The organism is Streptomyces cyaneofuscatus, assembly GCF_000718135.1.
Taxonomy (GTDB): Bacteria; Actinomycetota; Actinomycetes; order Streptomycetales; family Streptomycetaceae; genus Streptomyces; species Streptomyces cyaneofuscatus.
Map to the genome: position 1 here is coordinate 1 of NZ_JOEM01000013.1, position 24387 is coordinate 24387.

The window sequence follows — 24387 nt, forward strand, 5'->3', positions numbered from 1 at the left end:
CCCCTGCCGCACCACCCGCCAACCCGACACCGACCAAGCCCCCATCGACCCCACCGAGGCCGCCGACATCGAGGCCCGCATGGCCAACCTCCGAGACCTCCTCAAAACCGTCTGAGGCCGACGGGCGGCGGATTCCCCCCGCGCCAACTCGGAGAATCAGGAGTCCCTTTGTAGTTGGCGAGGGCAGAATTACTTCCGACATACACAGCACCGAGCACAGCCCGCTCACACCTCGGGGGAGATGTGTCCGTTTCTCAAGAAGTAAGTAAAAACGAGCCTCTGGCCACCTAAACCCGCAGGTCACGAACTGTGGTCCCCGCGCACGCGGGGCCTTGTTGTCGCCTTCCGGTGACGTGTGTTCCCTGCATACGCGCTGGGTGACGTCGCCCTTACCTCAGACGGGCGGTCGCCACATGGAGCTTCATGCCACAAGGAATGACTCCGTGTGGCATGGCCAGCCCCTCCACCCGCCCGAAGAACTCCTCACGCAACGATGCGACTGCGCCCGGATCGAGCGGGCCCACGTCGTAGACGCCGGACAGGGCGGCCCACACCTGCTCCGGTGGGCCGCTCAGGTCCATCGCGACGGTCTCCCAGTCGACCGGCGTGAAGCCCGCCGGTCCGAGGAGGCCGTCGAGTCCTTCGCGGCTCCGTGTCCGCCTGTCACCCAGCGCGGGCACCCGCTGCGCGGCGGGCGCGTCCTTGATCGCCGCCCTCAGCAGCCCGAGGAACAGCTCGTACGCCTCGCCGCCCACGGCCCCGCCCCCGATCACGCAGGCCAGCGTGGCCCCGGGAGCCAGCACGCGGGCGATCTCCGCGATGACCTGTTCGACGTCCCCCATCAGCATCAGCGCCATGTGGGACACGCAGGCATCGAAGCTGTCGTCGGCGAAGGGAAGGTCCTGGGCCCGCCCCTCCAGCACGGTCGCGCCGCCCAGCCCCGGTCGGCGTCGCGCGAGCGCCACGGCTTCGGGCGACAGGTCCACGCCCGCGAGCCGGCGGCCCTCCGTCCGGGCCAGCAACTCCAGCAACAGGCCGTCACCGCAGCCGAGATCCAGCACCCGCCCGCTTCCGGCGACCCGGTCGCACAGCATCTCGTAGCTGGACCGCCCGTCCGCCGCCCGGGCGCCACCGAAGGTGTCCGCTGTCACAGCGGGGAGTTCGGCATGGAAGGCTCGCAGGAAGGACTCTTGAGCTGTGGTCGTCATGAGTGCGAACCTACCGTCGCCCCGCACCGCACCACCCGGTCCGAGGCTTCGGGCGGGGGCGGTCCAGCCGTCGGCGCCGGAGCCGCCGACGCGCTCCGTATGATCCGGACGTGATCTCCCAGATACCCGCCGACACCCGTCGGCTTCTCCTCATCGCCTGCACCGTCACGGCGCTGGTCGCCGGAGCCATCGGCGCGTTCGCCGCCCAATCCGTCCGGCCGGACTGTTCCTACTCGGTGTTGTCGCTGACGTCGGAGTCAGGGTCGTCGACGGAACAGGAAGAGGCCATCGAACGCGCCTACTGGCAAACCGTCGCCGCCGGCAACTGCGCACCGCCCCACGCCCGCTGGCAGTTCTGGCGCGGCTGACAGGGGAGGGCGGCAAGCCCTCTGCCCGGCCCGCATGACCACTACGCTGGCCGCGTGACCAGCCACGACAACGCCAGCGCCCGTAACGACGCCCCCGCCACCGCCTTCGGCGTCAGCACCGACGCGATGCTCGAAGACCTCCGTACGCTCGTCGAGATCGAGTCCCCGTCCCGCGATCTCGACGCCCTGGCCGCGTCGGCCGAAGCCGTCGCCACCGTCATCGAGAACCGCCTCGGCGGGCAGGCCGTGCTCAACGTGAACGCGGGCGGTACCCACGTCCACTGGGTGGCCGGTGGTGAGCCCCGTGTTCTGATCCTCGGCCACCACGACACGGTGTTCCCGCTCGGCACCCTCGCGCGTCGGCCGTTCGCCGTCGCGGACGGGCGCGCGACCGGGCCCGGTGTCTTCGACATGCTCGGCGGCCTCGTGCAGGCCGTTCACGGGCTGGCGACGCTCGACGAGCGGGACCGGTCCGGCGTGGAGATCCTCGTGACCGCCGACGAGGAGGTCGGCTCCTTCTCCTCCCGGGCGTTCATCGAGGAGCGGGCCCGCGCCTGCGGTGCCGTACTCGTCTTCGAGGGGGCCGCCGACGGGGGAGCCCTCAAGAACGCGCGCAAGGGGTGCGGCGCGTTCCAGGTCACCATCACGGGCCGGGCCTCGCACGCCGGGCTGGAGCCGGAAGCCGGGGTCAACGCCCTCATCGAGGCCGCGCACCAGGTGCTGGACATCGCCGCCCTCAGCCGTCCCGAGCTCGGGACGACGGTCACCCCGACCGTCGCGTCCGCCGGGACCCTGGAGAACGTCGTACCCGCCGAGGCGACCGTCGTCGTGGACGTCCGGGTCGAGTCGGCCGAGGAGAAGGAGCGCGTGGAAGCCGCCTTCGCCGCCCTGACTCCCCATGTGGACGGGGCGCGGATCACGGTCGAAGGGGCCATCGCGCGACCGCCCATGCCTGAGTCGGCGGCTGCTGAACTCCTCGCGCTGGCACAGCAGTTGATGCCGGGGATCGAAGCCGTGGCGGTCGGTGGCGGCAGCGACGGCAACCTCACCGCCGCCGTGGGCGTGCCGACGCTGGACGGTCTGGGGGCGGTCGGCGGTGGCGCCCACGCCGACCACGAGTACGTCGTCGTCGACGCCATGGCCGAGCGCGCCCACCTGGCGGCCGGGCTGGTGAAGGCCATCCAGCACGCGCCCCGGGCGTAGCAGCCACATCTGCGCCCACCCGCCCAGCGTGTCGGCGGAAATTCGCTACCGTACCGGCCGCGAAGGGCCGAGACTCGCCCCATGGCTGACATGGAGGCGTTCCGCGAGGCGGTCACCGCATGGGCGGCCGGTGGGCCCGGCGAGGCCGCCCGTGACCTGGCCGAACAGCTCCCCGTACGGACCGCCGTCCTCCTCGAAGGCCCGAGCGACGCCGCCGCCGTCAACGCGCTGGCCGAGAGCCGTGACCGGGACCTCGCCGCCGAGGGGGTCTGCGTCCTCCCCATGGGCGGCGCGATGAGCGTCGCCCGCTTCGCCGGTCTCCTCGGGCCTTCCGGGCTGGGTGTGCGCCTCACCGGCCTCTGCGACGAGCGGGAGCGCGGCTTCTACGAGCGGGGGTGGGAGCGGGCCGGGGCGGGAGCGGAGCAGGAGTTCTTCGTCTGCGCGGCCGATCTGGAGGAGGAGCTGATCCGCGCCCTCGGTGTGCCGCGCGTGGAGCAGCTCGTCCAGACGGAGGGCGACCTGCGCGCGCTCCAGATCTTCCTGCGCCAGCCCGCCCAGCAAGGCCGCACCCCACAGCAGCAGTTGAGGCGGTTCCTCGGTACGAAGAAGGGGCGCAAGATTCATTACGGCCGCGTCCTCGTCGAAGCACTCGACGCCGACCAGGTCCCCGCCCCGCTCGACGACCTGTTCGCCACCCTCTGACGCGAGACGGCCAGGTCGCGCGGTCTGTCGGCCGGGCGCAACTTACGGCACTCTGGTGTCCGTTCAACTCGCGTAGATTCCACGGCACTTCGCACACCCCGCACCCCACTGCACGGTTGTCGACCCGGAGGATTCCCTGCCCATGCGCCGCTCTCCCCGAATGCCATCCCGTACTCGTACTCGTACTCGTACGCGTACGAGCCTTCTCGCCCTGCTGGCACTCCTCGGCGGACTGCTCACCGTCACCGCCGCCGCGTCCCCCGCAGCCGCCGCGCCCAACTTCAAGGCCCCGTACGCCTGCGGCCAGCAGTGGACCTACAGCCACCACTCCGCCGAGGTCAGACGGGCTCTCGACTTCGTCCGCACCGACGGCGGCGCCACCGCCGGCTCCCCGGTCCTCGCCTCCGCCCCCGGCACGGCCTACCGCCACTCCCAGCCCAGTGGCGCGGGCAACTACATCTCCATCGACCACGGTGGCGGCTGGCAGACCTACTACTTCCACCTCAACGCCTTCTCCGTCGCCAGCGGGGCGCGCGTCGGCCAGGGCCAGCAGATCGGCACCACCGGGTCCACCGGCAACAGCTCCGGCGCCCACATCCACTACGAGCAGCTCCTCAACGGAGTCGGCCAGAACATCGTCATCAACGGCCAGCCGCTGAGCCCCTACCCGGGCTCGTACTACGCCAAGTACCTGACCAGCGACAACGGTTGCGGTGGCGGTGGAGGCGGCAAGTATTGGGTCGACACCTTCGCCAACGCCACCGGCTACGCGGCCCCCAACACGGCCGACGCGCAGGGCATCCTCAACGCCGGTACGAACTACGTCTATTGCAAGGTGTGGGGTGCCCGCGTCGGTACGGCGACCCAGTTCAACCACTGGTGGCTGCGCACCGACCTGGACAGCGTCTACGCGGGCAAGAACGGCCGTAACGCCTACGTCTCCGCGTACTACCTCTCCCGCTGGGGCAACGACGAGGCCCGCGACAACAACGGCACGGTGATCCCCAACTGCTGATCGCACCACCACCCCCATGACCCCGTGCACGGGAGGGCCGCGGCGGCTTCCTTCCCGTGCACGGCCTGCGGGGCTCCTCGGGCGCATCTGCGAGCCCTCAGAACCGCAGCGCCCCGATCAGCCGCCGAGCCGCCCGAGCGTCAAGAGCGCCCAACTCCACGACGTCCGGCGCCTCTCCGCGTACGGAAACATCGAGGGTCCCACCTCCCGTGGCGGCGGAGAAGGCCTCCGCCAACAGGTCCCGTACGGCCTCGGCGTCGGGTACCTCCGGCCCGGGCGAGGACGCACCCAGCAGCCGTGCGAGCCGTACGCCGTCGTCGACCCGGCATGCCCCGAGCGTGATGCGGCCCTGTCGTACGCGCAGCTCGGGGAGATCGATCCCGTACGCCTCGCAGATCTCCCGCAGCGCGCGTGCGGCCTTGAGGGTGCGCTTGGTCCCGGTACGGATGAGCCGCGCCAACTGCCGTGCGTCGGACGCCCTGAGGGTGCCCAGCTGCACGTAGTCGTCGGTGCCGGTGGCTCCCACGGGCAGCCCGGCCTCGCGGAGGGCGGTACGCAGCTCGGCAGCGGCGCCGGCCGGGGAAGCGGTCGCGGTCATGGCGGTCATGCGTGGCTCCTGACGGGGTGCTCGTTCGGTAAGTGGTGGTGCGGCGGCGGGAGTACGAGACGGGGTAGGCGGTCCAGCGCCAGCGGGCTGCGGGGGTGATCAGCTCGTACGCGTACGGCTGCCCTCGCCGTAGGGTCTGCACGGCCGCCTGCGCGCCCCGGTGGTCGCCCAGCCAGGCCCACGCCCGGTGAAAGGCGTCACGGTCGAGGCGCGGAGTCAGCCACCGTACGGATTCACGGATCCAGGTGACGGCGGGCCCGGGCGCGGTGGTGAGGAGGTCTGTCGGGATCGGGTGGGGCGGGGTGCCGCCGGCATCGGTGTGGCACCAATAGGCCCGGGGGAGCGGGGTGTTCATGCCAGCGCGACCGGGCGCGAGGTGAGGATCTCGGCCCACACGTCCTTGCTGTCCCGCCGGATGACGGTGCCGAAGTGCTCCGCGACCCCGTTGATCAGGGCCAGCCCGCGCCCGCTCTCGGCGTCCCAGTCGGGGTCGCTCGGCTCCAGCGGCTCGGTGTTGGTGTCGGTGACGGTGACCCGTACGCCGTTGGGCCGGCGGCGCAGGGTGATCGTGCAGTGCGGCGACCCGGTGTGCCGGTCCACGTTGGCCAGCAGCTCGTGGGCGCAGAGCGTGACGGAGTCGGCCAGCTCCCGAAACCCCCAGAGGTCGACGTGGGCGCTGACGATGCGCCGCATGATCGCGAGCGATTCGGGGTGGGCGACCAGGTCTTGGCGGTAGTCGGGCGGGTCCGGTTCGGCGGTGACGGGCACGGCTCCTCCGGGGTGAGGGAAGGGGATGCGGCCCACGTGGCGACGCAGGGTGACCCTGGCGATGCCATGAGTGGTGAGCAACAGAGTGGACCGCCTGGAGCACTCATCGCAACTACTTCGGCTACAAAATTGTAGATTCGCCTGTGTGGGTGAACGCTTGTGCATATAACGGGAGTTGCTAAAAGCAGTGAGGAGTGGGTAACACTGAGCCACTTACGTCAGGGGAGGGACCGCATGCCCAGCCATCCGCGCCCAACGGTGCGCCGCCGCCGTCTCGGCGCCGAGCTGAAACGACTCCGTGAGAAGGCCGGAGTCAGCATGGAAGACGCCGCCGAGCGCATCGGCGGCGACAAGCCCAAGATCTCCCGTCAGGAGAACGGCCGCCAGGGCGTCAGCAAGCTGGAGATCGAGGCACTGCTCGCGCTGTACGGGGTGTCGGACGACCGGCTCAGGACGGCGCTGACCACGCTGGCCCGGGAGGGGCGGAGGAAGGGCTGGTGGGCGCAGTACGGCGACATACTCACGGCCGGCTTCCAGGAGTGGCTGTCCATCGAGTCCGATGCCGCGAGGATTCTCGCGTTCCAGCCGATGCTCGTGCCTGGCTTGCTTCAGACGGTGGAGTACGCCACGGAGGTGATCCGGTGCGCGGAGAAGGACGCGACCCAGGCAAAGCGCGACTCGTACATTGAAGTACGCAAGGCCCGGCAGGAGATCTTCACGCGGGACAACCCTCCGCAGTACGTCTGCCTTCTCGATGAGGCGGTGCTCCGCCGCGAGGTCGGTGGTCCCGCCGTCATGGCGGCCCAACTGGCCCGGATTCTGGAGGTCAACAACCCGCCGAAGCTCACCATCCAGGTGGTGCCGTTCGGTCAAGGCTGGCACGCGGGGACGCACGGCCCCTTCAACATCTACAGCTACCCGGATCCGATGGACCTCGACGTCGTCAACCTGGGCTATCTCGACGGCGCGCTCTACCTGGAGGAAGATGACACGGTGAAGCGCTACCAGCTTGCCTTCGACGAATTGCGGGCAACCGCGCTCACCACGCGACAGTCCATGCAGCTAGTCTCGTCAGTACAGCGAGAGTTCGCGATGAGAGCGTAAGGCGGAGACAGCAGATGGTGCGATACGGGCTGCCCGAAGGTGCCTGGGCAAAGTCCTCTTACAGCGCAGACAACGGCGGCAACTGCGTCGAGACCCAGCAGACGTCGGACGGCCTCGTAGCCATCGGCGACAGCAAGGACCGTTCCCTCGGCGCGCACACCTTCGCCCCTGCCCAGTGGCAGGCCTTCGTCACCGCCGTACGGGACGGCTCGCTCTAAAGGAGTGTCCCGGTGAGCGCATGGCCCCCGGTCATGCGCTCACCGCCCGTGGGCTGCTGCCCCTACCCCGCCAGCATCGGGACCCAGTGGTCCATCACCCGGCGCAGACGCAGATGGTGATCGGCGATCCAGTCGTCCGGGGGTACCAGCGGGACCCGCACGGTGACCATGGACCAGCCCTCGTCCTCCACGATCACCTCGGGGCATTCGCGCTCGCCGGTGAGTTGGATGAACAGGGACGGGCCGCGGCTCATCTCCCTCCAGGCCGCGTCCTCACCGGCGTCGAGCCGGTCCAGGGCGGCGCTCCAGCCGTCCAGATCCCTCACGGACAGCGGCAGGTCGAGGCGACCGGACACAAAGGGCGTCCTGACGACGATCTCCGCGTCGAGACCGGCAGCCCATGTGGCGTTGCGCCCCAGAATGCTGACCGTGACGCTGTTTCCCTCGTCGTCTGCGAGGGAGATGAGATGAGTCGGGGAGCTGCCGCTCATGGATGCCCTCTCGTCGGTGCTCAGGGAGAGATCCTCGCCTGACCGGAGGGTATGTTCCCCCGTGGTCACGATGAGATTGACCATGGCTCCTTCCACTCCGCTGGATCGTGTGAGTTCGTCGTTCGTGAAGGGGAGGTGAGTGGAAGGACCGTAGGGGTCCTCCGTGACCCGATCGACGAGGCGCTTCAGGGGCCGGCGATCATCGGGCGGGAGATAGTCGCGGAGCCGGGCCGCTCGCTCGGTGAACTCAGTGCGGCGCTTCATGATGGCCGGAGTGTAGGTTCACGGGCGCGATGGGGGCATCGGATTTTTCGAGCGAGGGTTGGGATGGGCGCAGGCAGTCGGACAGGCTGGATTCCTGCGCGGTGGTGTTCGCCAGTCGCGTGGATGGCGCTTCCCGTGCAGGCCGGCACCCGCTGCACCCTTGGCCTGATGTAGGCGTTTGACCGAGAGCGCGGCCCTCCGCGGATGCTGCCCCGCCGCGTGTGTGCAAAAATCGCACACATGGAAGCAGTGCAGGGCTGGGATGAAGTGGGCGAGCGGATCGCTGAGGCACGCCTGGCTGCGGATATGAGCCAGGGCGGCCTGGCCTCCGAGGTGGGTCTCGATCGCACGGCCATAGTGCGCATCGAGGCCGGGGATCGCCGTGTCTCCGCTCTTGAACTTTCTCGTCTGGCCCAAGCGCTGGGTGTCCCTCTGGCGCACTTCCTCTCTCGTCCGCCGGCCCCTCTCGTATCCCGCCGAGCCGCACTGGAGGATGTGTCGGACGAGGCAACTCGTGCTAGCTACCGGCTTGATGCCTGGCTGGAGCAGCACGCTCGCCATGCTCATTGGCTCATCACGGAGGGTTTTCTCACCCCTCCGCAGGTGGACCCTTCTGTGCAGCGGGCGGAAGGGCAGGTCGACCCGGTTGCCCTGGCCGTAGCAGCCCGTAGCGCCCTGGGTAGACCATCGGGCCCGCTCGGGCCGATGGCGGACGTCGTGGAGCAGTTGGGTCTCTTCCTGACAGTCGTGGACGAGTCGGCCGAGGGAGCTTCACTTCTGCAGGACGGCTATGGCGTAGCTGTCATCAGTGGACAAGCACAGCCCGGAAGGCGGCGGTGGACGGCTGCTCACGAGCTTGGCCATCACCTTCTGCAGGACGAATATCACAGCGATGCTGGTGTGGCGGCCGGCCGCGATGAGCGTGAACAACGGATTGACCGGTTTGTCGAGTGGTTCATGCTTCCCGCCCAGGACGTGGAGAGCGTTTGGCGGGACGTTACAGAGGCCACGGAAGTCAGGCCCGCCCTGCTCGCCATGGCGGCCGGCTACAGGGTTTCCTGGAGCGCAGTCGTCAATCGCGTGCGCAACCTGGAGCTGATCGACAGCGGTGAAGCCAGGCGGCAGAAGGCGAACTCGCCCACGCGCGGAGATTTTCTCGCCGTACTCGGCGAACAGCCGGTCCCTGATCTTGAACCGGGTGCCACTGGTAAACTGTGGCGCAAGGCAGTGCTGAGCGCCTGGGAAACAGGCGCCATCACAGCTCCTCGGGCCATCGAACTCCTCTATAGCGCGCTCACGGTGGATGAACTGCCCACGCGTGCCCTGGAGGAGCCGCTGCCGTGAGCACCGCCTCTACCGCCGGAAACCTGCCTGCCCTCTTACTTGCCTGGGATACATCTCCTCTCTTTCACGCAATTAAGGCGGGGAAACTCGATGTTCTCGGTGATATTGCCCAGACCTGGCAAGGTGTGAGTCGGCGGAACGTAACCACTCAGACCGTGGTGGATGAGCTCGGTACGTACGGGCTGAGTCTGGCAAGTGCTGATTGGCTGGAGATCGTGCATGTCGACCACCTGAATGAGCTCACGGCACTCGTGAAGTGGATGGATCTGGTTTCGGGCAGCAAGTCGAACCAGGGCGAAGCTACTGTCCTTGCCTGGGCCGAGGTCAACGGCGCGATCGCTGTGATCGATGACGGAGACGCTCGCAGGATCGCCCGCAGAAACTCCCTTCCCGTCTGGGGATCCCTGCGCGTCATAGCGACTGCTGTCAGCGAGGGGAACGCAACGGAATACGTAGCAGGTACCCTGGTCGACGCATTGATCGATACGGATGCACGATATCCTTGCGCTCGCGGTCAATTCGTAAGCTGGGCTAAGCAGAACGGTTTGCTCTAGAGGTCATGCGGAATTGATTGGGGCTTTTCCGGCGGGTGTGCCGGTAGGCGCCGTCGCGGCCTCAGGGCGGCGGACCGTCCACCTCAGGCCAACCGCGAGGACCCACCCCGGTAGTTTCGCTTGTCGAGGAGGAGGTCCATGTCGAGAGCGCCGTCACGGGCCAGGTCTTGCAGCTCGTGAAGGGCTCGGAGTCGTCGATTGCGGTCGACGATCTCGCGCAGCGCGGTGTTGATCGTGTCGCGTTTCGTCGTGGTGCCGAGCTCCTTCGCAGCGGCCTCCAGCGCTTCGTCGTCTGGGTCGATGACCGTACGGCTCATGCTTCCCTCCGCGAATCGACCAGCGCCGTCCGATGGCGACTCGGCCGGTCCGCCAGGGCCGGAGGCGGACTGATCTCCACCCTGCATCATTCCCCCGGCCGGGGCTTGCGGTGCCTCCCGCGCCCCGCCCGCAAGGGCTGAGGTCGCGGGGCGGTCACCGTCGGCGGTTCCTCGTCGCGCGGGCGCAGGAGGCGTCGGGTCTCGGCCAGGTTGGCCGCTGTCCCGTACGGCTCCCAGGTGTAGCCGTTCCAGCGTTGGATGGCGCGGGGTGCGTCCGGGTTGAGGTGGGAGGCGCTCGGGCCCTCGCCGGGCACGAGCGGCACGGCTCGGAGGCGGCCGATCTTCGCGTCGCGGCGCTTCGCCCAGTCCGACAGAGATTCGTCGTCCATCGTGCTGCTTTCCTCGTTCCGGCGGCTCCTGGCCCAGCAGCGTAATGTCCCGCTGTCAGTGATCGGGGGTTTTTGGCCATGCGGGGAACCGGGGGTTCCGCTGGGCTCCGGGAAGGGGTGGCTGCGGCACGCTTCGGTGTGCCAGGAATCGTCCTACCCTCGGTCCGCGCTTTGGGTGATGCTGGTCGGCGCAGTGGCCGACGCCCTGATGGCGACCATTCCTCAGAGAAAGAGCCTCCGTACATGTTCATGTGCCGCAGGAACCCGCCCGGGAACCCGCCGATGGACCCGTCAGGTGCCATCGTCCGTTCTGTCGCCCTGCGCATGATCCGGCGGCTGGCTGACCAGCCGGAGCTGGTCAGGCCTCTGTCGTCGGTCGTGGAAATGGTGGACCACGACGAGGCCGATCTGGCCCTGGACGACATCGGGATGGTGATCAAGTTCTCCCGGTTCCCCGTCCTCCGCTCGGAGTACGAGGACCTCCGCCGCGCCGCCCAGCAGCTCGACTCCCTCGACTCGCTCACCGACACGGGGGTGGAGCAGCTCGTCGTCGAGGGGTAGGTGATGTGGCGACGGGGAGGCGGCTTCGGGGCAGTTCTCGCGCTGCTCGCCTCACTCGAAGAACTTCAGGCTCCACCCCGTGTCGGTGTTCGGACCCGGGACGTTGGCCCGTGAGTACGTCGTGTTGCCCCACCACGCGAACGTGCCCGTGTACCAGTGGCGGTTCGCCCATGTGTACGGGGTGCCCTTCGGCACCGCGTGGAACATCGACGGGAACCTCGGGCCCGCCGGCGGGCTCGTGTTGATGTCCCCGTGCAGCAGCACGAACGTGTGGTGGCCTGGGCCGTTCACGTACAGCGTCGGGTCCCAACCTGCCATCATCGTCGACCGGTTGGAGCCGAACAGGCAGCCGTTCGACTTGTACCAGTCCCATACGTGCGTGGGGTCGCCGCCCGCCCGCAGGCGCAGGTCCGCCAGGCAGTACTGCTCGCTCCAGCTGCCGTTGGCGGAGTACACGATGTGCAGCTGGCCGTTCGGGTCCTTGATGGCTTCGGGGCTCTCGTTGATGAACGGGTTGCCCACCACCCGCTCCCAGCTCTCGCGCGGCTGGGAGATGACGTACCGCGCGCCGGTGGGCTGCGTCGGGCTGCTCATGCGGGCGATGTAGAGGTTCTGCTCCACGTTCGTGTCGCCCGCCCAGCCGGACCAGATGAACCAGCGCTGGCCGTTGAAGGTGAACAGCGTTCCGTCGATCGCCCATTTGTTGTCCGGGAGGGCGAGTTGTGTCTCGGCCCCGTAGCCGCTGTCGGAGGTGGCGGAGCTGATCACGAACATGCGATGCGCCGGGCCGACGCCGGCCGTGAAGTAGATGTAGTACCGGCCGCCGTCCATCACGATCTCCGGCGCCCAGACCTCGCCCCGGCCACGGGTGTCCGACCAGACCTGGCGGGCGGGGGCCGTGGCGAGGCCGTCCGTCGACGAGGCCTGGCGTACGGCGATGCCTCCGCCGGTCGACTGGACGGCGACGTACGTGCTGCCCACCCGCAGAACGCTGGGGTCGGCCGCCCGCAGGCTCGTCTGGCCTTGCGCTGCCGCCTCGCGCTCCGGCGGTGCGCCCGCGCCTTGCGCGGTGCCGGGGGAGGACAGGAACAGCGTTGCGGTGAGGGCGCCGGCCAGTGCCAGGGCACCGAGGCCGGACGAGCGGCGGAACAGTCTCATGGGCGGCTCGCTCCCGGGTGTGCCTCCGGCGGGTGATGCCCGGGTCGGGGTCGGGTGAGCGGGGAGGCTGTGGGGGTGGGTGACCCTGCCCGGTGCGCCCGTCCCGGTGGGGATTTATATCGATGGAAGAGCGCTCTCGCAGCATCCCGTCGGGGCGTGGGGGTGTCAACGGGCCGCGCAGGGAGGAGTTCTGTGCCGCCGCCTCAGTGCGGCCAGATCGGCGGGGCCGTGACGAAGTGGCCGCCGAGTCGGGCGTGCGCCGGGTTCGCCGGGTCCAGTTCGCCCTGCTCGGCCACCAGCTTCGCCGCGTACGGCTCCGAGTCGTCCTGCGGGTCGTATCCGAGCGCGCGTGCCGTCGTCAGGTCCCACCACAGGCGGGTGTTGGCGGAGGAGCCGTAGACCACCGTGTGGCCGACCGCCTCGGCGGTCAGGGCCGCGTGGAAGAGGCGTGCCCCGTCGGCCGGGCTCATCCAGACCGACAGCATCCGTACGGAGGTGGGCTCCGGGAAGCAGCTCCCGATCCGTACCGAGACGGTCTCGACACCGTGCTTGTCCCAGTAGAGCTGCGCCAGGTCCTCGCCGAAGGACTTCGACAGGCCGTAGAAGGTGTCCGGGCGGCGCGGGGTGTCGACCGGGATCAGCGGGTCGCCGGGGCGCGGGAGCGGGGTGTAGCCGATCGCGTGGTTCGAGGATGCGGACACGATCCGGGCGACGCCCTCCTCGCGTGCGGCCTCGTAGAGGTGGTAGGTGCCCTCGATGTTCGCGCGCAGGATCTTGTCGAAGGTCGATTCCAGGGAGATGCCCGCCAGGTGGATCACCGCGTCCACCCCGCGTACCGCCTCGCGCAGTGCCTCACGATCCGCCAAGTCGGCGGTGAGCGCGTCCGGTTCGCCCTCGATGGGAGTCGCATCGAGGAGCCGGAGCTCGTATCCGTACGCGGGCAGCAGGTCCCGCATCAGGGTGCCCACGCCGCCGGCGGCTCCGGTCAGCAGGATGGTGCGGGGAGCGGGCATCAGGGGATCTCCTCGGTGGGGCTCCGGCCGTCTCTGCTTCATCGACATGCTTCATCCGCATGGATGGAGTTCACATGCATGGGCAAGGTAGGGAGCCTCTGTGGTCGCGTCAACCCTGGCGGCGGGCCACTGCCGGCACCTGCTCGTGGGGCGTCCGGGCCCGTAGGCAGGGGCCGGACGACGTACGCCGAAGGGGCCCCACCACAGCGCGCGGTGAGGCCCCTTCGGTGTCACGTCCGTACGTTTCTCAGGCGTCGGCGCCCGTCTTGCGGCGGCGCACAAGGAATATCGCGCCGGCGCCGAGCGCCACGGCCGCGCCGCTCGCGAGGGCGAGCTGCGTGGTGGCGTCGGACGAGCCGGTCGCGGCGAGGGTGCTGCTGGTGGTGGTCGCCGGGACGCTCGAACCCGAGCCCTGCGGGGTGACCCCGTTGCCCGCGGCCGGGGCGGTGGTGCTGGTGCTGGGCTTGGGGGTCGGCTTGGCGGAGGGCTTGCCGGCCGCGGCCTTGATGTCGAACTCGTCGACGGCGGCGTCCTGCGTCAGGCCGCAGGAGCCGTCCTTGTTGAAGTAGTCACCCGCGATGAAGGTGAGGCCCTGACCGGCCGGGGTCTTGGCGTCGACGGTCAGGCGGAGCTTGATGTCCGCCTGCGCGCCATCCTTCAGTGCACCGATGGCGTCGATGTAGAGGTCGCCGTCGACCTTCTGCCACTTCGGGGACTTGGCGGTCGACCACGTCAGCTTCAGGTACTTGGCGATGTCCTTGGCGCCGGTCTTGTCGGTCGCGTGGACGCTCGCGTACGTGAGGACCTTGTCCAGGTCCTTGCCGGTGCCGTTGGCCACCCGGACCGAGAAGGTGGTGGAGGTGCCGGCGGTGACCGAGGACGGGAGGCCCTTCACGACCGTGGTCAGGCCGGGCTCGTCGATGCACTCGCCCTCCTCGCCGTCACCGTCACCGTCGCCGTCGCCCTGGTTCTCCTCCTCCTTCTTCGCCCGCTCCAGGGCCGCCTCGGCGGCCGTGACGGCGGCGAGCGCCTCCTTCGTGGCGTTCTGCGCCTTGGCGAGTGCCGTGAACGCGGCGACCTTCGCGTCGGTCGCGAGCTTGAGGGCCGCCTTGGCCTCGGCCTCGGTGGTCGTGGCCGTCGTCGCCGCCGTCGCGGCGGCCGTCTTGGCGTCGGCGAGAGTCTTCTCGGCGGTGGCCTTGTCGTCGTCCTCGCCAAGCTCGTCGAGCGCGGCCTGCGCTTCCGCGACCGCCTCGTCTGCGGTGTTCTTCGCGGCGGCGGCGTCGTCCGCGGCCTTCCGGGCGGCCTTGGCCGCCACGGTGAGGGGCGCGGTGTCGGATACCGCCGCCTCCACGGCGTCGTACGCGACCCTCTCGGCCGCGACAGCCGCGTCGTACGCCTTCTCCGCCTCGGCCAGCGCCTTTTCGAGCTCCTTGACGGTCGGCTTGGCCGGCGTCTGTGCGGCGGGCCTGGTGTCGGGCTTGGTGTCGGCGAACGCGGGGGTGACGGAGAGCGCGACGGCAGGCGTCGTCACGGCGACGGCGACAGCCGTGGCGAGAATGCGGCGAATCTTCACTTGAGCCCTTTTTTGGTCCGGCACACAGAATGGGAGCGGCCGTCGCGGCGGAAGCGATCACGCGGGTGGCCTGTGGTGATGGTAGGGCGGACCTATGAACGTACGGGGGGAATTTCCCGGTTGCTGCGGGCCGAAGGGTGTTCTCGCCGGCAGACAGAGAGAGCGAAAAGGGGCAGTTGCTCTCCAGGGCTGTGCTTTTCCTGTGATCAACGCCATGGAAAGGGGGCGGGAGGCGATCGGTGGCGGTGGTGCTTCCGCATTTTCCGTCCATTCAAGCGGAGTCCCGCATTCATATCTTCATGGGCCCGTGGGGCCGTGGGTCCGTGCGCCAGGGGTGCCCATGCCCTTCCCCCCGCCCCTTGTCTGATGGTCCGTCAGGTACGACGATGGCGGCCGTCACCCGGAGCGGGCAACGTCCCGGGGGCGAACGGGAAGGAGGCCGCCGTGCCGATACCGCCGCCGTCGCTACCGCCGCTGCCGTCAGCCGACGGGCCGCTGACGTACGGGATGCAGCTCCCGGTCCAGTCGCAGAGCGCCATCTACGCCGAGCCCTGGGAGGCGGCGGCGACCCCCGCCGACCTCGTCCGCATCGCCCGGGCCGCCGACCGCGGCGGCTTCGCCTACATCGCGAGCTGCGACCACATCGCCATCCCGCGCCGGCTCGCGGAGGGGATGAGCACGGTCTGGTACGACCCCGTCGCCACGCTCGCGTTCCTCGCCGGGGTCACCGAGCGTGTGCTCCTGATGAGCCATGTCGCCGTCGTCGGGCTGCGCCACCCGCTCGTCACCGCCAAGCAGTACGCCACCCTCGACCACCTCAGCGGCGGCCGGCTGATTCTCGGCGTCGGCGCCGGGCACGTACGGGAGGAATTCGAGGCGGTCGGGGCGGACTTCGACGGGCGCGGGGGTGTGCTGGACGAGTCGATCGACGCGTTGCGGGCCGCGCTCGGGCCCGACGAGTACCCGGAGTTCGCGGGGGCGCGGTACTCCTTCGGCGGCCTCGGGCAACTGCCGCGCCCCGCACGGGAGAAGGTACCGATCTGGGTGGGCGGCTCCTCGCCCGCCGCCGTGCGCCGGGCGGCCGTACGGGGGGACGGCTGGCTCCCGCAGGGCGATGCCCGCGACCGGCTGCCCGCGCAGATCGCCCGGGTGCACGCCCTGCGGGCGGAGGCGGGGGTGGGGGAGCCGATCGTGATCGGTGCGATCACCGAACCGCTGTACGTGGGTGAGCCCGGGTGGTCCGTGGGGCGGCGGACCCTCGCCGGGAAGCCCGGAGCGCTCGCGGAGTCGCTGCGGGAGTACGCGGCGATCGGTGTGCACCAGATCCAGGTGCGGTTCCGGAGCCGGAGCGTGGACGAACTGACCGATCAGATGGCGGCGTTCGGTGCGGACGTGGCCCCCCACCTCGGTACGTGAAGGAGACGGACATGGGCAAGCTGGACGGGCGGGTCGTCCTCGTCACCGGGGCGGCGCGCGGGCAGGGCGAGCAGCAGGCGCGGCTCTTCGCGGCGGAGGGCGCGCGCGTCGTCATCGCCGATGTGCTGGTCGAGCAAGGGGAGGCGCTGGCGAAGGAGTTGGGGGAGGAGGCCGCCCGGTTCGTGCGGCTGGACGTGGGGAGCGAGGAGGGGTGGGCCGAGGCGGTGGCCGTGGCCCGGGACGCCTTCGGGAAGATCGACGGGCTCGTCAACAACGCGGGCATCCTGCGCTTCAACGAGCTGGTCAACACCCCGCTGGCCGAGTTCGAGCAGGTGGTGCGGGTCAATATGACGGGTGCGTTCCTCGGGATCCGGGCCGTCGCGCCGGAGATCGAGGCGGTGGGCGGCGGGACGATCGTCAACACGTCCTCGTACACCGGTCTGACCGGCATGCCGCTGGTCGGCGCGTACGCCGCGACCAAGCACGCCGTCCTCGGGCTGACCAAGGTGGCCGCGATGGAGCTGGCCGGCAAGGGCGTGCGGGTCAACGCGATCTGCCCGGGCGCGATCGACACGGCCATGAGCAACCCGGCCCTGCTGGACCCGGACGCCGACCTGAGCAGGTCCGACGCGGCGCTGGACGCGTACTACCGCAAGCTCGTGCCGATGGGGCGCATCGGACGGCCCGAGGAGGTGGCCGCGCTGGCCCTCTTCCTGACCGGCGAAGACTCCTCGTACATCACCGGGCAGCCGTTCGTCATCGACGGGGGGTGGCTGGCCGGGGTCAGTCCGTTCTGATCGTGCTACCTGACGGCTCGTCAGCTATTGACGGGTCGCGGTGGCGGTGGAACAGTCGGTCGCATCACAATCTGACGGTGCGTCAGAAAAACTTGAGGACGGTGAACCTCCGTGGAATTCGGGCTCTTTGTTCAGGGGTACGTGCCCGCCGCGCGCGCCAAGGTGGACCCCGAGGCAGAGCACAAGGCACTGATCGAGGAGACCGAGTACGTCATCCAGGCGGACAAGTCCGGCTTCAAGTACGCCTGGGCCTCCGAGCACCATTTCCTGGAGGAGTACTCGCACCTCTCCGCCAACGACGTGTACCTCGGCTACCTCGCGCACGCCACCGACCGCATCCACCTCGGCTCGGGCATCTTCAACCCGCTCGCGCCCGTCAACCACCCGGTGAAGGTCGCGGAGAAGGTCGCCATGCTCGACCATCTCTCCGAGGGGCGCTTCGAGTTCGGCACCGGCCGGGGGGCGGGCAGCCACGAGATCCTCGGGTTCATGCCGGGCATCACCGACATGAACCACACGAAGGAGCTGTGGGAGGAGACGATCGCCGAGTTCCCCAAGATGTGGCTCCAGGACGAGTACGTGGGTTTCCAGGGCAAGCACTGGTCGCTCCCGCCGCGCAAGATCCTGCCGAAGCCGTACGGGGGTGCGCACCCGGCCATGTGGTACGCCGCCGGGTCGCCGTCCTCGTACGCCATGGCGGGGAGGATGGGGCTCGGGGTGCTGGGCTTCAGTGTGCAGAAGGTCTCCGACATGGAGTGGGTCGTCGAGTCCTACAAGAACGCGGTCAAGGACGCGGAGCCGGTGGGGGCGTTCGTCAACGACAACGTGATGGTGACGTCGACCGCCATCTGTGCCGAGACGCATGCGGAGGCGGTGCGGATCGCGGTGGGGGGCGGGCTGAACTACCTCCAGTCGCTGCTGTTCCGCTACCACGACACGTTTCCCCGGCCGGAGGGGATTCCGGAGTGGCCGCAGCTGCTGCCGGAGTACACCGAGGAGATCGTGGAGCTGCTCATCGCTGAGGAGCTGATGATCTGCGGGGATCCCGATGAGGTGCTGAAGCAGTGCCGGCGGTGGGATCAGGCGGGGGCGGATCAGTTGAGCTTCGGGCTGCCGATCGGGATCAGTCCGGAGGACACGATGACGACGATCCGGCTGATCGGGGAGCACGTGATTCCGAAGATCGATACGGATCCTGTGCATCGGACCTCGCGGTTGCGGGCTGCCGCCAACTGATTCGGGGCGCTGCCCCGGACCCCGCTCCTCAATCGCCGGAGGGGCTGAAAAGACTCGCCTCAAACGCCGGCGGGGCTGGAAGTGGCCGCCCGGGGCTGGAAGTGGGGGCCTCACCCCCGCCCAAGAGCTGGGCGGCGTCTTCCCGGACCGTCGTCCTGTGAGCCGGGGTACGTACCGCGGCCAAGGCGTACGTACCCCGGCCGTCCGAACCGAAGAAGGGACACCGTCATGCTCGACCACCTCATCCGCCGCGCGACCGTCGTGGACGGCACCGGCGATCCCGCCTACACCGCCGACGTCGGCCTCCGCGGCGGCCGCATCGCCGTCATCGCCGAGCCGGGCACCGTCACCGAGGAGGCCGTCACCAGTGAGGACGCCCACGGCCTCGTCCTCGCCCCCGGCTTCGTCGACCCGCACACCCACTACGACGCCCAGCTCTTCTGGGACCCCTACGCCACCCCCTCCATGAACCACGGCGTCACCACCGTCGCGGGCGGCAACTGCGGGTTCACCCTCGCGCCCCTGAACCCCGACCGGCCCGAGGACGCCGACTACACCCGCCGGATGATGTCCCGGGTGGAGGGGATGGCCCTCGCCGCCCTGGAGGAAGGCGTCGACTGGACCTGGTCCACCTTCCGCGAGTACCTCGACGCCCTCGAAGGCCGCATCGCCGTCAACGCCGGGTTCATGGTCGGGCACTGCGCCCTGCGGCGGCATGTCATGGGCGCCGATGCCGTGGGCGGGCAGCCCACCCCGGCCCAGATGGACGCCATGCTCGCCCTCTTCCACGACGCCATGGACGCCGGGGCCTGGGGGCTCTCCACCACCCAGTCCTCCACCCACGCCGACGGCGACGGCGAGCCCGTCGCCTCCCGGCACGCGCGACCCGAAGAGCTCCTCGCGCTCTCCCGCGCCGTCGGCGAGCACGAGGGCACCCAGCTCGAAGCGATCGTCGCCGGGTGCCTGGACCAGTTCTCCGACGAGGAGATCGACCTCTTCGTCGACATGACCGCCGCCGCCGGGCGCCCGCTCAACTGGAACGTCCTCACCATCGACGCCGCCGTCCCCGAACGCGTACCGCGCCAGTTGATACCGAGTGAGCGAGCCCGCCGCGCCGGCGGCCGGATCGTCGCCCTCACCATGCCGATCCTCACCCCGATGAACATGTCGCTCGGCACCTTCTGCGCCCTCAACCTCATCCCCGGCTGGGGCGAGATCCTCGCGCTCCCCGTCCCCGAGCGCATCGAACGCCTCCGGGACCCCGCCACCCGCGCCGAGATGCTCCGCCGCGCCGACAGCAAAGAGGCCGGGGTCTTCCGCCGCCTCGCCGACTTCGGCCGGTACGTCATCGGGGACACGTACAGCGCCGCCAACGAAGGGCTCAGCGGGCGCGTCGTCAACGACATCGCCGCCGAACGCGGCCAGGACCCCTTCACTTGCCTGGTCGAGATCTGCGCCGCCGACGACCTGCGTACGGTCCTGTGGCCGATGCCCACCGACAACGACCCGGACTCCTGGGCCTTGCGCCGGCGCACCTGGGAGCACGAGGACGTGATGCTCGGCGGCTCCGACGCGGGCGCGCACCTGGACCGGATGTGCGGTGCCCCGTACACCACCCGGTTCCTCGGCGACTGTCTGCGCGGGCGCAAGCTCGTCCCGCTGACCGCAGCCGTCAAGATGCTCACCGACGACCCCGCCCGCCTCTTCGGGCTGCGCGAACGTGGCCGGATCGAGGAGGGCTTCCACGCCGACCTCGTCCTCTTCGACCCCGAGCGGATCGACGCCGGACCCGCCACCCTCGTCCACGACCTGCCCGGGGACAGCCCGCGCCTGGACTCCAAGGCCATCGGGATCGTCTCCGTACGCGTCAACGGGGTCGAGACCCTGCGCGACGACAAGGTGACGGGGGCGGTGCCGGGGACGGTGCTGCGCTCGGGCCGCGACACCCGGACGGTGAGTACCGCGTGAACCATGACGACCCGGGGAAGCTCTTCGTCGGTGGGGAGTGGGTCGAACCCGATCACGGACATTACGAGGTCATCGACCCGGCCACGGAGCAGGTCGTCGGCCTCGCCCCCGAGGCGAGCCGCGCCCAGGTGTACGAGGCGGCCGCAGCGGCTCGCGAAGCCTTCGGCCCGTGGTCGCGCACCCGGCCCGAAGAACGCGCCGCCATCCTGGACCGGGCCGCCGACCTCATCCAGCGCGACTTCCGCGCCCACGCCGACCTCGCCCGGCGGGAGAGCGGAGCCACCGCCTCCACCGCCCGGGGGATGCAGGTCGCCGTCGGTGCCGCCCGCTTCCGGCGGTACGCGCGGGGCGCCCTGGAGCCCGTCGAGGAGGCCATCGCGCCGCAGATCAACGAGGCCGGTCCGATGGGGCGGGCCGGGGTCTTCGGGGCGCTGGCCGTCCGCCAGCCGGTCGGGGTGGTCACCTGCATCACCTCGTACAACAATCCCTGGGCCAACCCGGCGGGCAAGGTCGCGCCCGCCCTCGCGATGGGCAACACGGTCCTCGTGAAGCCCGCCCCGCAGGACCCGCTCTCCGTCTACCGGATGGCCGCCGCCCTCGCGGAGGCGGGCGTTCCGCCAGGGGTCGTCAACGTCGTCACCGGGTCGGGGGCCGAGGCCGGTGAGGCCGCCGTGGACTCCCCGGACGTCGACATGGTCAGCTTCACCGGCTCCACCGCCGTCGGGCAGCGCATCGCGGAGGTGTGCGGGCGCGGGATGAAGCGGCAGCTGATGGAGCTGGGCGGGAAGGGCGCCGCGCTGGTCCTGGAGGACGCGGACCTCAGCTCCGCCGTCGCCGGGATCGGGACCACCTTCTCCTTCTACAGCGGACAGATCTGTACGGCTCCGACCCGCGTCCTGGTCCACCGGTCCCGGCACGACGAGCTGATCGCCGCGCTCGCCGCGTACGCGAACGCGCTCACCGTCGGCGACCCCGCCGACCGGACCACCATCGTCGGCCCGGTCATCTCCGCCGCCCACCGCGACCGTGTCGAGGCGTACGTGGAGCTGGGCCGGAAGGAGGGCGCGCGGGTCGTCACCGGCGGCGCCCGCCCCGCCCACCTGGACCGGGGCTTCTACGTCGCCCCGACCCTCCTCGCCGACTGCACCCCCGGTCTGCGGGTCGTCCGCGAGGAGATCTTCGGGCCGGTCGTCGTGGTCGTCCCCTTCGACGACGAGGACGAGGGCGTCGCGCTCGCCAACGACAGCGACTACGGCCTCATCGACTACGTCTGGTCGGGCGATGTGGCCCGCGCCTTCCGCATCGCCCGGCGGCTGCGGGCGGGCGGGGTCGGCGTCAACACGGTCGGGCGGAACATGGAGGCGCCGTTCGGCGGGTTCAAGAAGAGCGGCGTGGGACGGGACGTGGGCTCGTACGCGCTGCACGCCTACAGCGAGACGCAGGCGATCGTCTGGCCCGGCTGAGCGCGTTCCCAGGCGGCGCGGGAAAATTTTGAATCGGGACAAAACGGACAGCGCTGCGATTACCGTACGTGGCCACCGTCACGCGAGCGACATGCATTGCAAGGCCCTGCGTGCAAGTGACCTTTAATTCATCAAGTGTTCATCCGGAATCGGCCGGTGTAACCAAGGGTGAGACATGGGAGTCTCACCCTCCGGATGTGGATATCGCAGCGCATAACGTCCCTCTCATGACTCAGCTGGACGCGCGGCCACAGGCCGGAGACACGGTACGGGGAAGCGCCCCGGCCGACGGCCGTGACGGGGGCGTACGCGGCAAGGGGCTCGGCGGGAACTCCGTCGGGCTGATGGGCAGCGCCGTCATCGGTGTCTCCACCGTCGCCCCCGTCTACTGTCTGACCTCGACCCTCGGCTCCACCGCCGGTGAGGTCGGCGTGCAGATGCCCGCCGTCTTCCTGGCCGGGTTCCTGCCGATGCTGCTCGTCGCCTTCGCCTACCGCGAGCTCAACAAGGTCATGCCGGACTGCGGCACCTCCTTCACCTGGACGGTGAAGGCGTTCGGCCCGCGCGTCGGCTGGATGTGCGGCTGGGGCCTGGTCATCGCGACGATCATCGTCCTGTCCAACCTGGCGGGCGTCGCCACCTCGTACTTCTGGCTGCTGGCCGGCGAGGTCACCAACAGCGCGTCGGTCGCCGCGCTGGACGACAACAAGCTCGTCCACATCGGCACCTGCCTCGCCCTCATCGCCGCCGCCACCGCGATCAGCTACCGGGGGATGACGGCCACCAAGGGCGTCCAGTACGCGTTGGTCGGGCTCCAGCTCGCCGTGCTCGCGCTCTTCGTGACGATGGCCCTGAGCAAGGCGGGCAGCGGGGACGCGGCCTTCGCCGGTTCGCTCGACTTCTCCTGGTCGTGGATGAACCCGTTCGCCGTCCAGTCCTTCGCGGCCTTCACCGCGGGCCTCTCCCTCTCGATCTTCATGTTCTGGGGCTGGGACGCCTGTCTGACCGCCAACGAGGAGACCACCGGCAGCGAGAAGACCCCCGGCCGCGCCGCGCTCATCGCGATGGTCGTCCTGGTCGGCTCCTACCTGGCCACCGGCATCGCCGCCCAGATGGCCGTCGGCTCCGGCACCTCCGGGCTCGGCCTCGCCGACCCGGAGACCTCCGACAACGTCTTCGCCGCCCTCGCCGGACCGGTGATGGGCCCCGGCCTCGGCGTCCTGCTCTTCGTCGCCGTCCTCGCCTCGGCCGCCGCCAGCCTCCAGACCACGTTCATCCCGGTCGCCCGTACGGTCCTGGCGATGTCGACGTACGAGGCGATGCCGGCCTCGTACGCCAAGGTCCACCCCCGCTTCAAGACGCCCGGCCGGGCGACGGTCACGGCGGGCATCGGGACCGGTGTCTTCTACACCGTGATGACGCTGATCAGCGAGCACGTCCTGATCGACACCATCTACGCGCTCGGCCTGATGATCTGCTTCTACTACGCGCTGACGGCCTTCGCCTGCGTCTGGTACTTCCGCGCCGAACTCACCCGCTCCGGACGGGACCTGGTCTTCAAGGGCCTCTTCCCGGCCGTCGGCGGCCTGCTGCTCGCCGCCGTCTTCGCCAAGACCCTCTACGACATGTGGGACCCGGCGTACGGCTCCGGCTCCTCGGTCCTCGGCGTCGGCTCGGTCTTCGTGATCGGGGTGGGGCTGCTGCTCCTCGGCGTGGTGCTGATGGTCGCGATGGAGCGCCGCAGCCCGGCGTTCTTCCGGGGTCAGGTACTGACGAAGGAGACCCCGGCCCTCGTGGTCGAGGGCTGAGGTCTCCGGTACCGGCTTCTTCAGGGTTACGGGCGCCAGTAACCCAGCGCGTTCACCCGGTCCTTGGGCAGGCCCAGCTCCTTGCGGAGGTAGGCCGACAGGGTCCGGGTGGTCGACGTGTCGCAGGCGACCCAGACGTACGCGTCCGAGTGGTCGTCCCCCAGCAGCCCCGGCAGGGCCGCCTTCACCTCGGCGACCAGGTGCGCACCGCCCTCGCGGCGCTCCACGTGGTGCAGGGTGTGGTGGGCCTCGTCCAGGCGGAACGGCAGTTTCCGGTCGTCCTCGTCGGAGGACTCGAACCAGATCGTCGCCGGGGTCTGAGGGATCGCGTCCAGCAGCGAGTTGATCGCCGGGAGCGCGGCCGGGTCACCGATCACGAAGAGCCGCTTCGGCGCCGGGTCGGGCAGCGTGAAGCCGGTGCCCTGGAGCGTCGCGTCGATCGTGTCGCCGGCTTTGGTCTCTTTCGCCCAGTCGCAGGCGGGGCCCTCATGGAGGGCGAATTCCAGACTGAAGGTGCCGGCCTCGGGGTCCGGGTCGACCAGCGTGTAGGCGCGCTGGTGCGGTTTGCCGTCCTTCTCGAACCAGAGCCGCACCCACATCGTCGGGTGCGCCCCGCCGGTCGCGGCGAGCAGCCCTCCATCGGTCACGTGCACCCGGCGGAACCGGTCGGTGACTTGCTCGGCGCCGGTCACGGTGAACGTGAAATCCCGTCCCCGGAACAGTTTGAGAACGACGCCTTCCCAGCCATGACCCACGGTGTCTCCCACCCTCCCTTGGTGCCCCGGCCCACTGCCCAAAGGGTCACTTTGGTTAGGCTAACCTAAATTCTGGGGGCCGGGGAG

Annotated in this window: 25 protein-coding genes; 15 read left to right on the plus strand and 10 right to left on the minus strand. The window is 69.8% G+C overall.

Going from position 1 to position 24387, the window contains the following annotated elements; translation table 11 throughout:
• Nucleotides 1-389: 389 nt before the first annotated feature.
• Nucleotides 390-1208 (minus strand): class I SAM-dependent methyltransferase, encoded by an 819-nt coding sequence (locus IF17_RS0121210; RefSeq protein WP_030568249.1) that lies wholly within the window; start codon nt 1206-1208, stop codon nt 390-392.
• A gap of 110 nt (nt 1209-1318) precedes the next feature.
• On the opposite strand from IF17_RS0121210, the gene IF17_RS0121215 reads away from it, so the two are divergent.
• The 4 genes from IF17_RS0121215 (at nt 1319) to IF17_RS0121230 (ending at nt 4496) form a co-directional block, all read left to right on the plus strand.
• Complete coding sequence (locus IF17_RS0121215; RefSeq protein ID WP_030568251.1) at nt 1319-1576, plus strand: hypothetical protein; 258 nt, start codon at nt 1319-1321, stop codon at nt 1574-1576.
• A gap of 126 nt (nt 1577-1702) precedes the next feature.
• On the plus strand, nt 1703-2779 hold the full coding sequence (locus IF17_RS0121220) for a M20 family metallopeptidase (protein WP_051884095.1): 1077 nt from the start codon (nt 1703-1705) through the stop codon (nt 2777-2779).
• A gap of 81 nt (nt 2780-2860) precedes the next feature.
• Nucleotides 2861-3481 (plus strand): TOPRIM nucleotidyl transferase/hydrolase domain-containing protein, encoded by a 621-nt coding sequence (locus tag IF17_RS0121225; RefSeq protein WP_030568255.1) that lies wholly within the window; start codon nt 2861-2863, stop codon nt 3479-3481.
• Between the two features lie 160 nt (nt 3482-3641).
• Nucleotides 3642-4496 (plus strand): M23 family metallopeptidase, encoded by an 855-nt coding sequence (locus tag IF17_RS0121230; protein ID WP_030568257.1) that lies wholly within the window; start codon nt 3642-3644, stop codon nt 4494-4496.
• A gap of 97 nt (nt 4497-4593) precedes the next feature.
• Here the strand turns inward: IF17_RS0121230 and IF17_RS0121235 are convergent, their stop codons facing one another.
• Nucleotides 4594-5103, minus strand: coding sequence for a hypothetical protein (locus IF17_RS0121235; protein WP_030568259.1), 510 nt, complete (start codon nt 5101-5103; stop codon nt 4594-4596).
• A gap of 351 nt (nt 5104-5454) precedes the next feature.
• Nucleotides 5455-5871 carry an ATP-binding protein gene (locus IF17_RS0121240; RefSeq protein ID WP_030568262.1) on the minus strand — a complete coding sequence of 139 codons (417 nt, stop codon included), beginning with the start codon at nt 5869-5871 and terminating at the stop codon, nt 5455-5457.
• 234 nt (nt 5872-6105) lie between these two features.
• Here IF17_RS0121240 and IF17_RS0121245 point away from each other — a divergent pair, with 234 nt between their 5' ends.
• Both IF17_RS0121245 and IF17_RS0121250 read left to right on the plus strand, forming a co-directional pair.
• Nucleotides 6106-6975 carry a helix-turn-helix domain-containing protein gene (locus tag IF17_RS0121245; protein ID WP_030568264.1) on the plus strand — a complete coding sequence of 290 codons (870 nt, stop codon included), beginning with the start codon at nt 6106-6108 and terminating at the stop codon, nt 6973-6975.
• Between the two features lie 14 nt (nt 6976-6989).
• Nucleotides 6990-7193, plus strand: a complete 204-nt coding sequence (locus IF17_RS0121250; protein ID WP_030568266.1) for a DUF397 domain-containing protein — start codon at nt 6990-6992, stop codon at nt 7191-7193.
• 62 nt (nt 7194-7255) lie between these two features.
• On the opposite strand, the gene IF17_RS1000000138995 is transcribed toward IF17_RS0121250, so the two are convergent.
• Nucleotides 7256-7684 (minus strand): DUF5959 family protein, encoded by a 429-nt coding sequence (locus IF17_RS1000000138995; RefSeq protein ID WP_030568268.1) that lies wholly within the window; start codon nt 7682-7684, stop codon nt 7256-7258.
• Nucleotides 7685-8188: 504 nt separating this feature from the next.
• Between IF17_RS1000000138995 and IF17_RS0121260 the strand changes: the two genes are divergently transcribed.
• A complete protein-coding gene (locus IF17_RS0121260; protein ID WP_244890525.1) occupies nt 8189-9292 on the plus strand; it encodes a helix-turn-helix domain-containing protein in 1104 nt (367 codons plus the stop codon).
• The gene (locus IF17_RS1000000139000; protein WP_157851165.1) at nt 9289-9846 is read left to right on the plus strand and encodes a PIN domain-containing protein; all 558 of its coding nucleotides are present in this window, start codon (nt 9289-9291) and stop codon (nt 9844-9846) included. Before IF17_RS0121260 ends, IF17_RS1000000139000 begins: the two co-directional genes overlap by 4 nt.
• A gap of 83 nt (nt 9847-9929) precedes the next feature.
• Here IF17_RS1000000139000 and IF17_RS0121265 read toward each other — a convergent pair whose 3' ends face one another.
• Both IF17_RS0121265 and IF17_RS0121270 read right to left on the minus strand, forming a co-directional pair.
• Entirely contained in the window at nt 9930-10163 is a 234-nt protein-coding gene (locus tag IF17_RS0121265; protein WP_030568272.1) for a type II toxin-antitoxin system VapB family antitoxin, read from the minus strand.
• Between the two features lie 86 nt (nt 10164-10249).
• Nucleotides 10250-10552, minus strand: coding sequence for a DUF6087 family protein (locus IF17_RS0121270; RefSeq protein ID WP_030568274.1), 303 nt, complete (start codon nt 10550-10552; stop codon nt 10250-10252).
• Between the two features lie 282 nt (nt 10553-10834).
• On the opposite strand from IF17_RS0121270, the gene IF17_RS0121275 reads away from it, so the two are divergent.
• Nucleotides 10835-11113 carry a hypothetical protein gene (locus tag IF17_RS0121275; RefSeq protein ID WP_237667086.1) on the plus strand — a complete coding sequence of 93 codons (279 nt, stop codon included), beginning with the start codon at nt 10835-10837 and terminating at the stop codon, nt 11111-11113.
• A gap of 51 nt (nt 11114-11164) precedes the next feature.
• Here IF17_RS0121275 and IF17_RS0121280 read toward each other — a convergent pair whose 3' ends face one another.
• The 3 genes from IF17_RS0121280 to IF17_RS0121290 form a co-directional block, all read right to left on the minus strand.
• Nucleotides 11165-12271: a glycoside hydrolase family 43 protein gene (locus tag IF17_RS0121280; RefSeq protein WP_030568277.1), complete on the minus strand. Its 1107-nt coding sequence runs from the start codon at nt 12269-12271 to the stop codon at nt 11165-11167.
• 203 nt (nt 12272-12474) lie between these two features.
• Nucleotides 12475-13284: an NAD-dependent epimerase/dehydratase family protein gene (locus IF17_RS0121285; RefSeq protein WP_030568279.1), complete on the minus strand. Its 810-nt coding sequence runs from the start codon at nt 13282-13284 to the stop codon at nt 12475-12477.
• A 247-nt stretch (nt 13285-13531) separates the two neighbouring features.
• Nucleotides 13532-14857, minus strand: a complete 1326-nt coding sequence (locus IF17_RS0121290) for an LPXTG cell wall anchor domain-containing protein (RefSeq protein ID WP_030568281.1) — start codon at nt 14855-14857, stop codon at nt 13532-13534.
• 507 nt (nt 14858-15364) lie between these two features.
• On the opposite strand from IF17_RS0121290, the gene IF17_RS0121295 reads away from it, so the two are divergent.
• The 6 genes from IF17_RS0121295 (at nt 15365) to IF17_RS0121320 (ending at nt 23545) form a co-directional block, all read left to right on the plus strand.
• Nucleotides 15365-16273, plus strand: coding sequence for a TIGR03619 family F420-dependent LLM class oxidoreductase (locus tag IF17_RS0121295; RefSeq protein WP_179115524.1), 909 nt, complete (start codon nt 15365-15367; stop codon nt 16271-16273).
• Between the two features lie 11 nt (nt 16274-16284).
• Nucleotides 16285-17070 carry an SDR family NAD(P)-dependent oxidoreductase gene (locus IF17_RS0121300; protein ID WP_030568286.1) on the plus strand — a complete coding sequence of 262 codons (786 nt, stop codon included), beginning with the start codon at nt 16285-16287 and terminating at the stop codon, nt 17068-17070.
• Between the two features lie 111 nt (nt 17071-17181).
• The gene (locus IF17_RS0121305) at nt 17182-18306 is read left to right on the plus strand and encodes an LLM class flavin-dependent oxidoreductase (RefSeq protein ID WP_030568288.1); all 1125 of its coding nucleotides are present in this window, start codon (nt 17182-17184) and stop codon (nt 18304-18306) included.
• A 228-nt stretch (nt 18307-18534) separates the two neighbouring features.
• Nucleotides 18535-20274, plus strand: coding sequence for an N-acyl-D-amino-acid deacylase family protein (locus tag IF17_RS0121310; protein WP_030568291.1), 1740 nt, complete (start codon nt 18535-18537; stop codon nt 20272-20274).
• The gene (locus tag IF17_RS0121315) at nt 20271-21737 is read left to right on the plus strand and encodes an aldehyde dehydrogenase family protein (protein ID WP_030568292.1); all 1467 of its coding nucleotides are present in this window, start codon (nt 20271-20273) and stop codon (nt 21735-21737) included. Before IF17_RS0121310 ends, IF17_RS0121315 begins: the two co-directional genes overlap by 4 nt.
• A gap of 227 nt (nt 21738-21964) precedes the next feature.
• Nucleotides 21965-23545 (plus strand): APC family permease, encoded by a 1581-nt coding sequence (locus IF17_RS0121320; RefSeq protein ID WP_030568295.1) that lies wholly within the window; start codon nt 21965-21967, stop codon nt 23543-23545.
• A gap of 26 nt (nt 23546-23571) precedes the next feature.
• Here IF17_RS0121320 and IF17_RS0121325 read toward each other — a convergent pair whose 3' ends face one another.
• A complete protein-coding gene (locus tag IF17_RS0121325; protein ID WP_030568296.1) occupies nt 23572-24300 on the minus strand; it encodes a siderophore-interacting protein in 729 nt (242 codons plus the stop codon).
• Nucleotides 24301-24387: the final 87 nt, after the last annotated feature.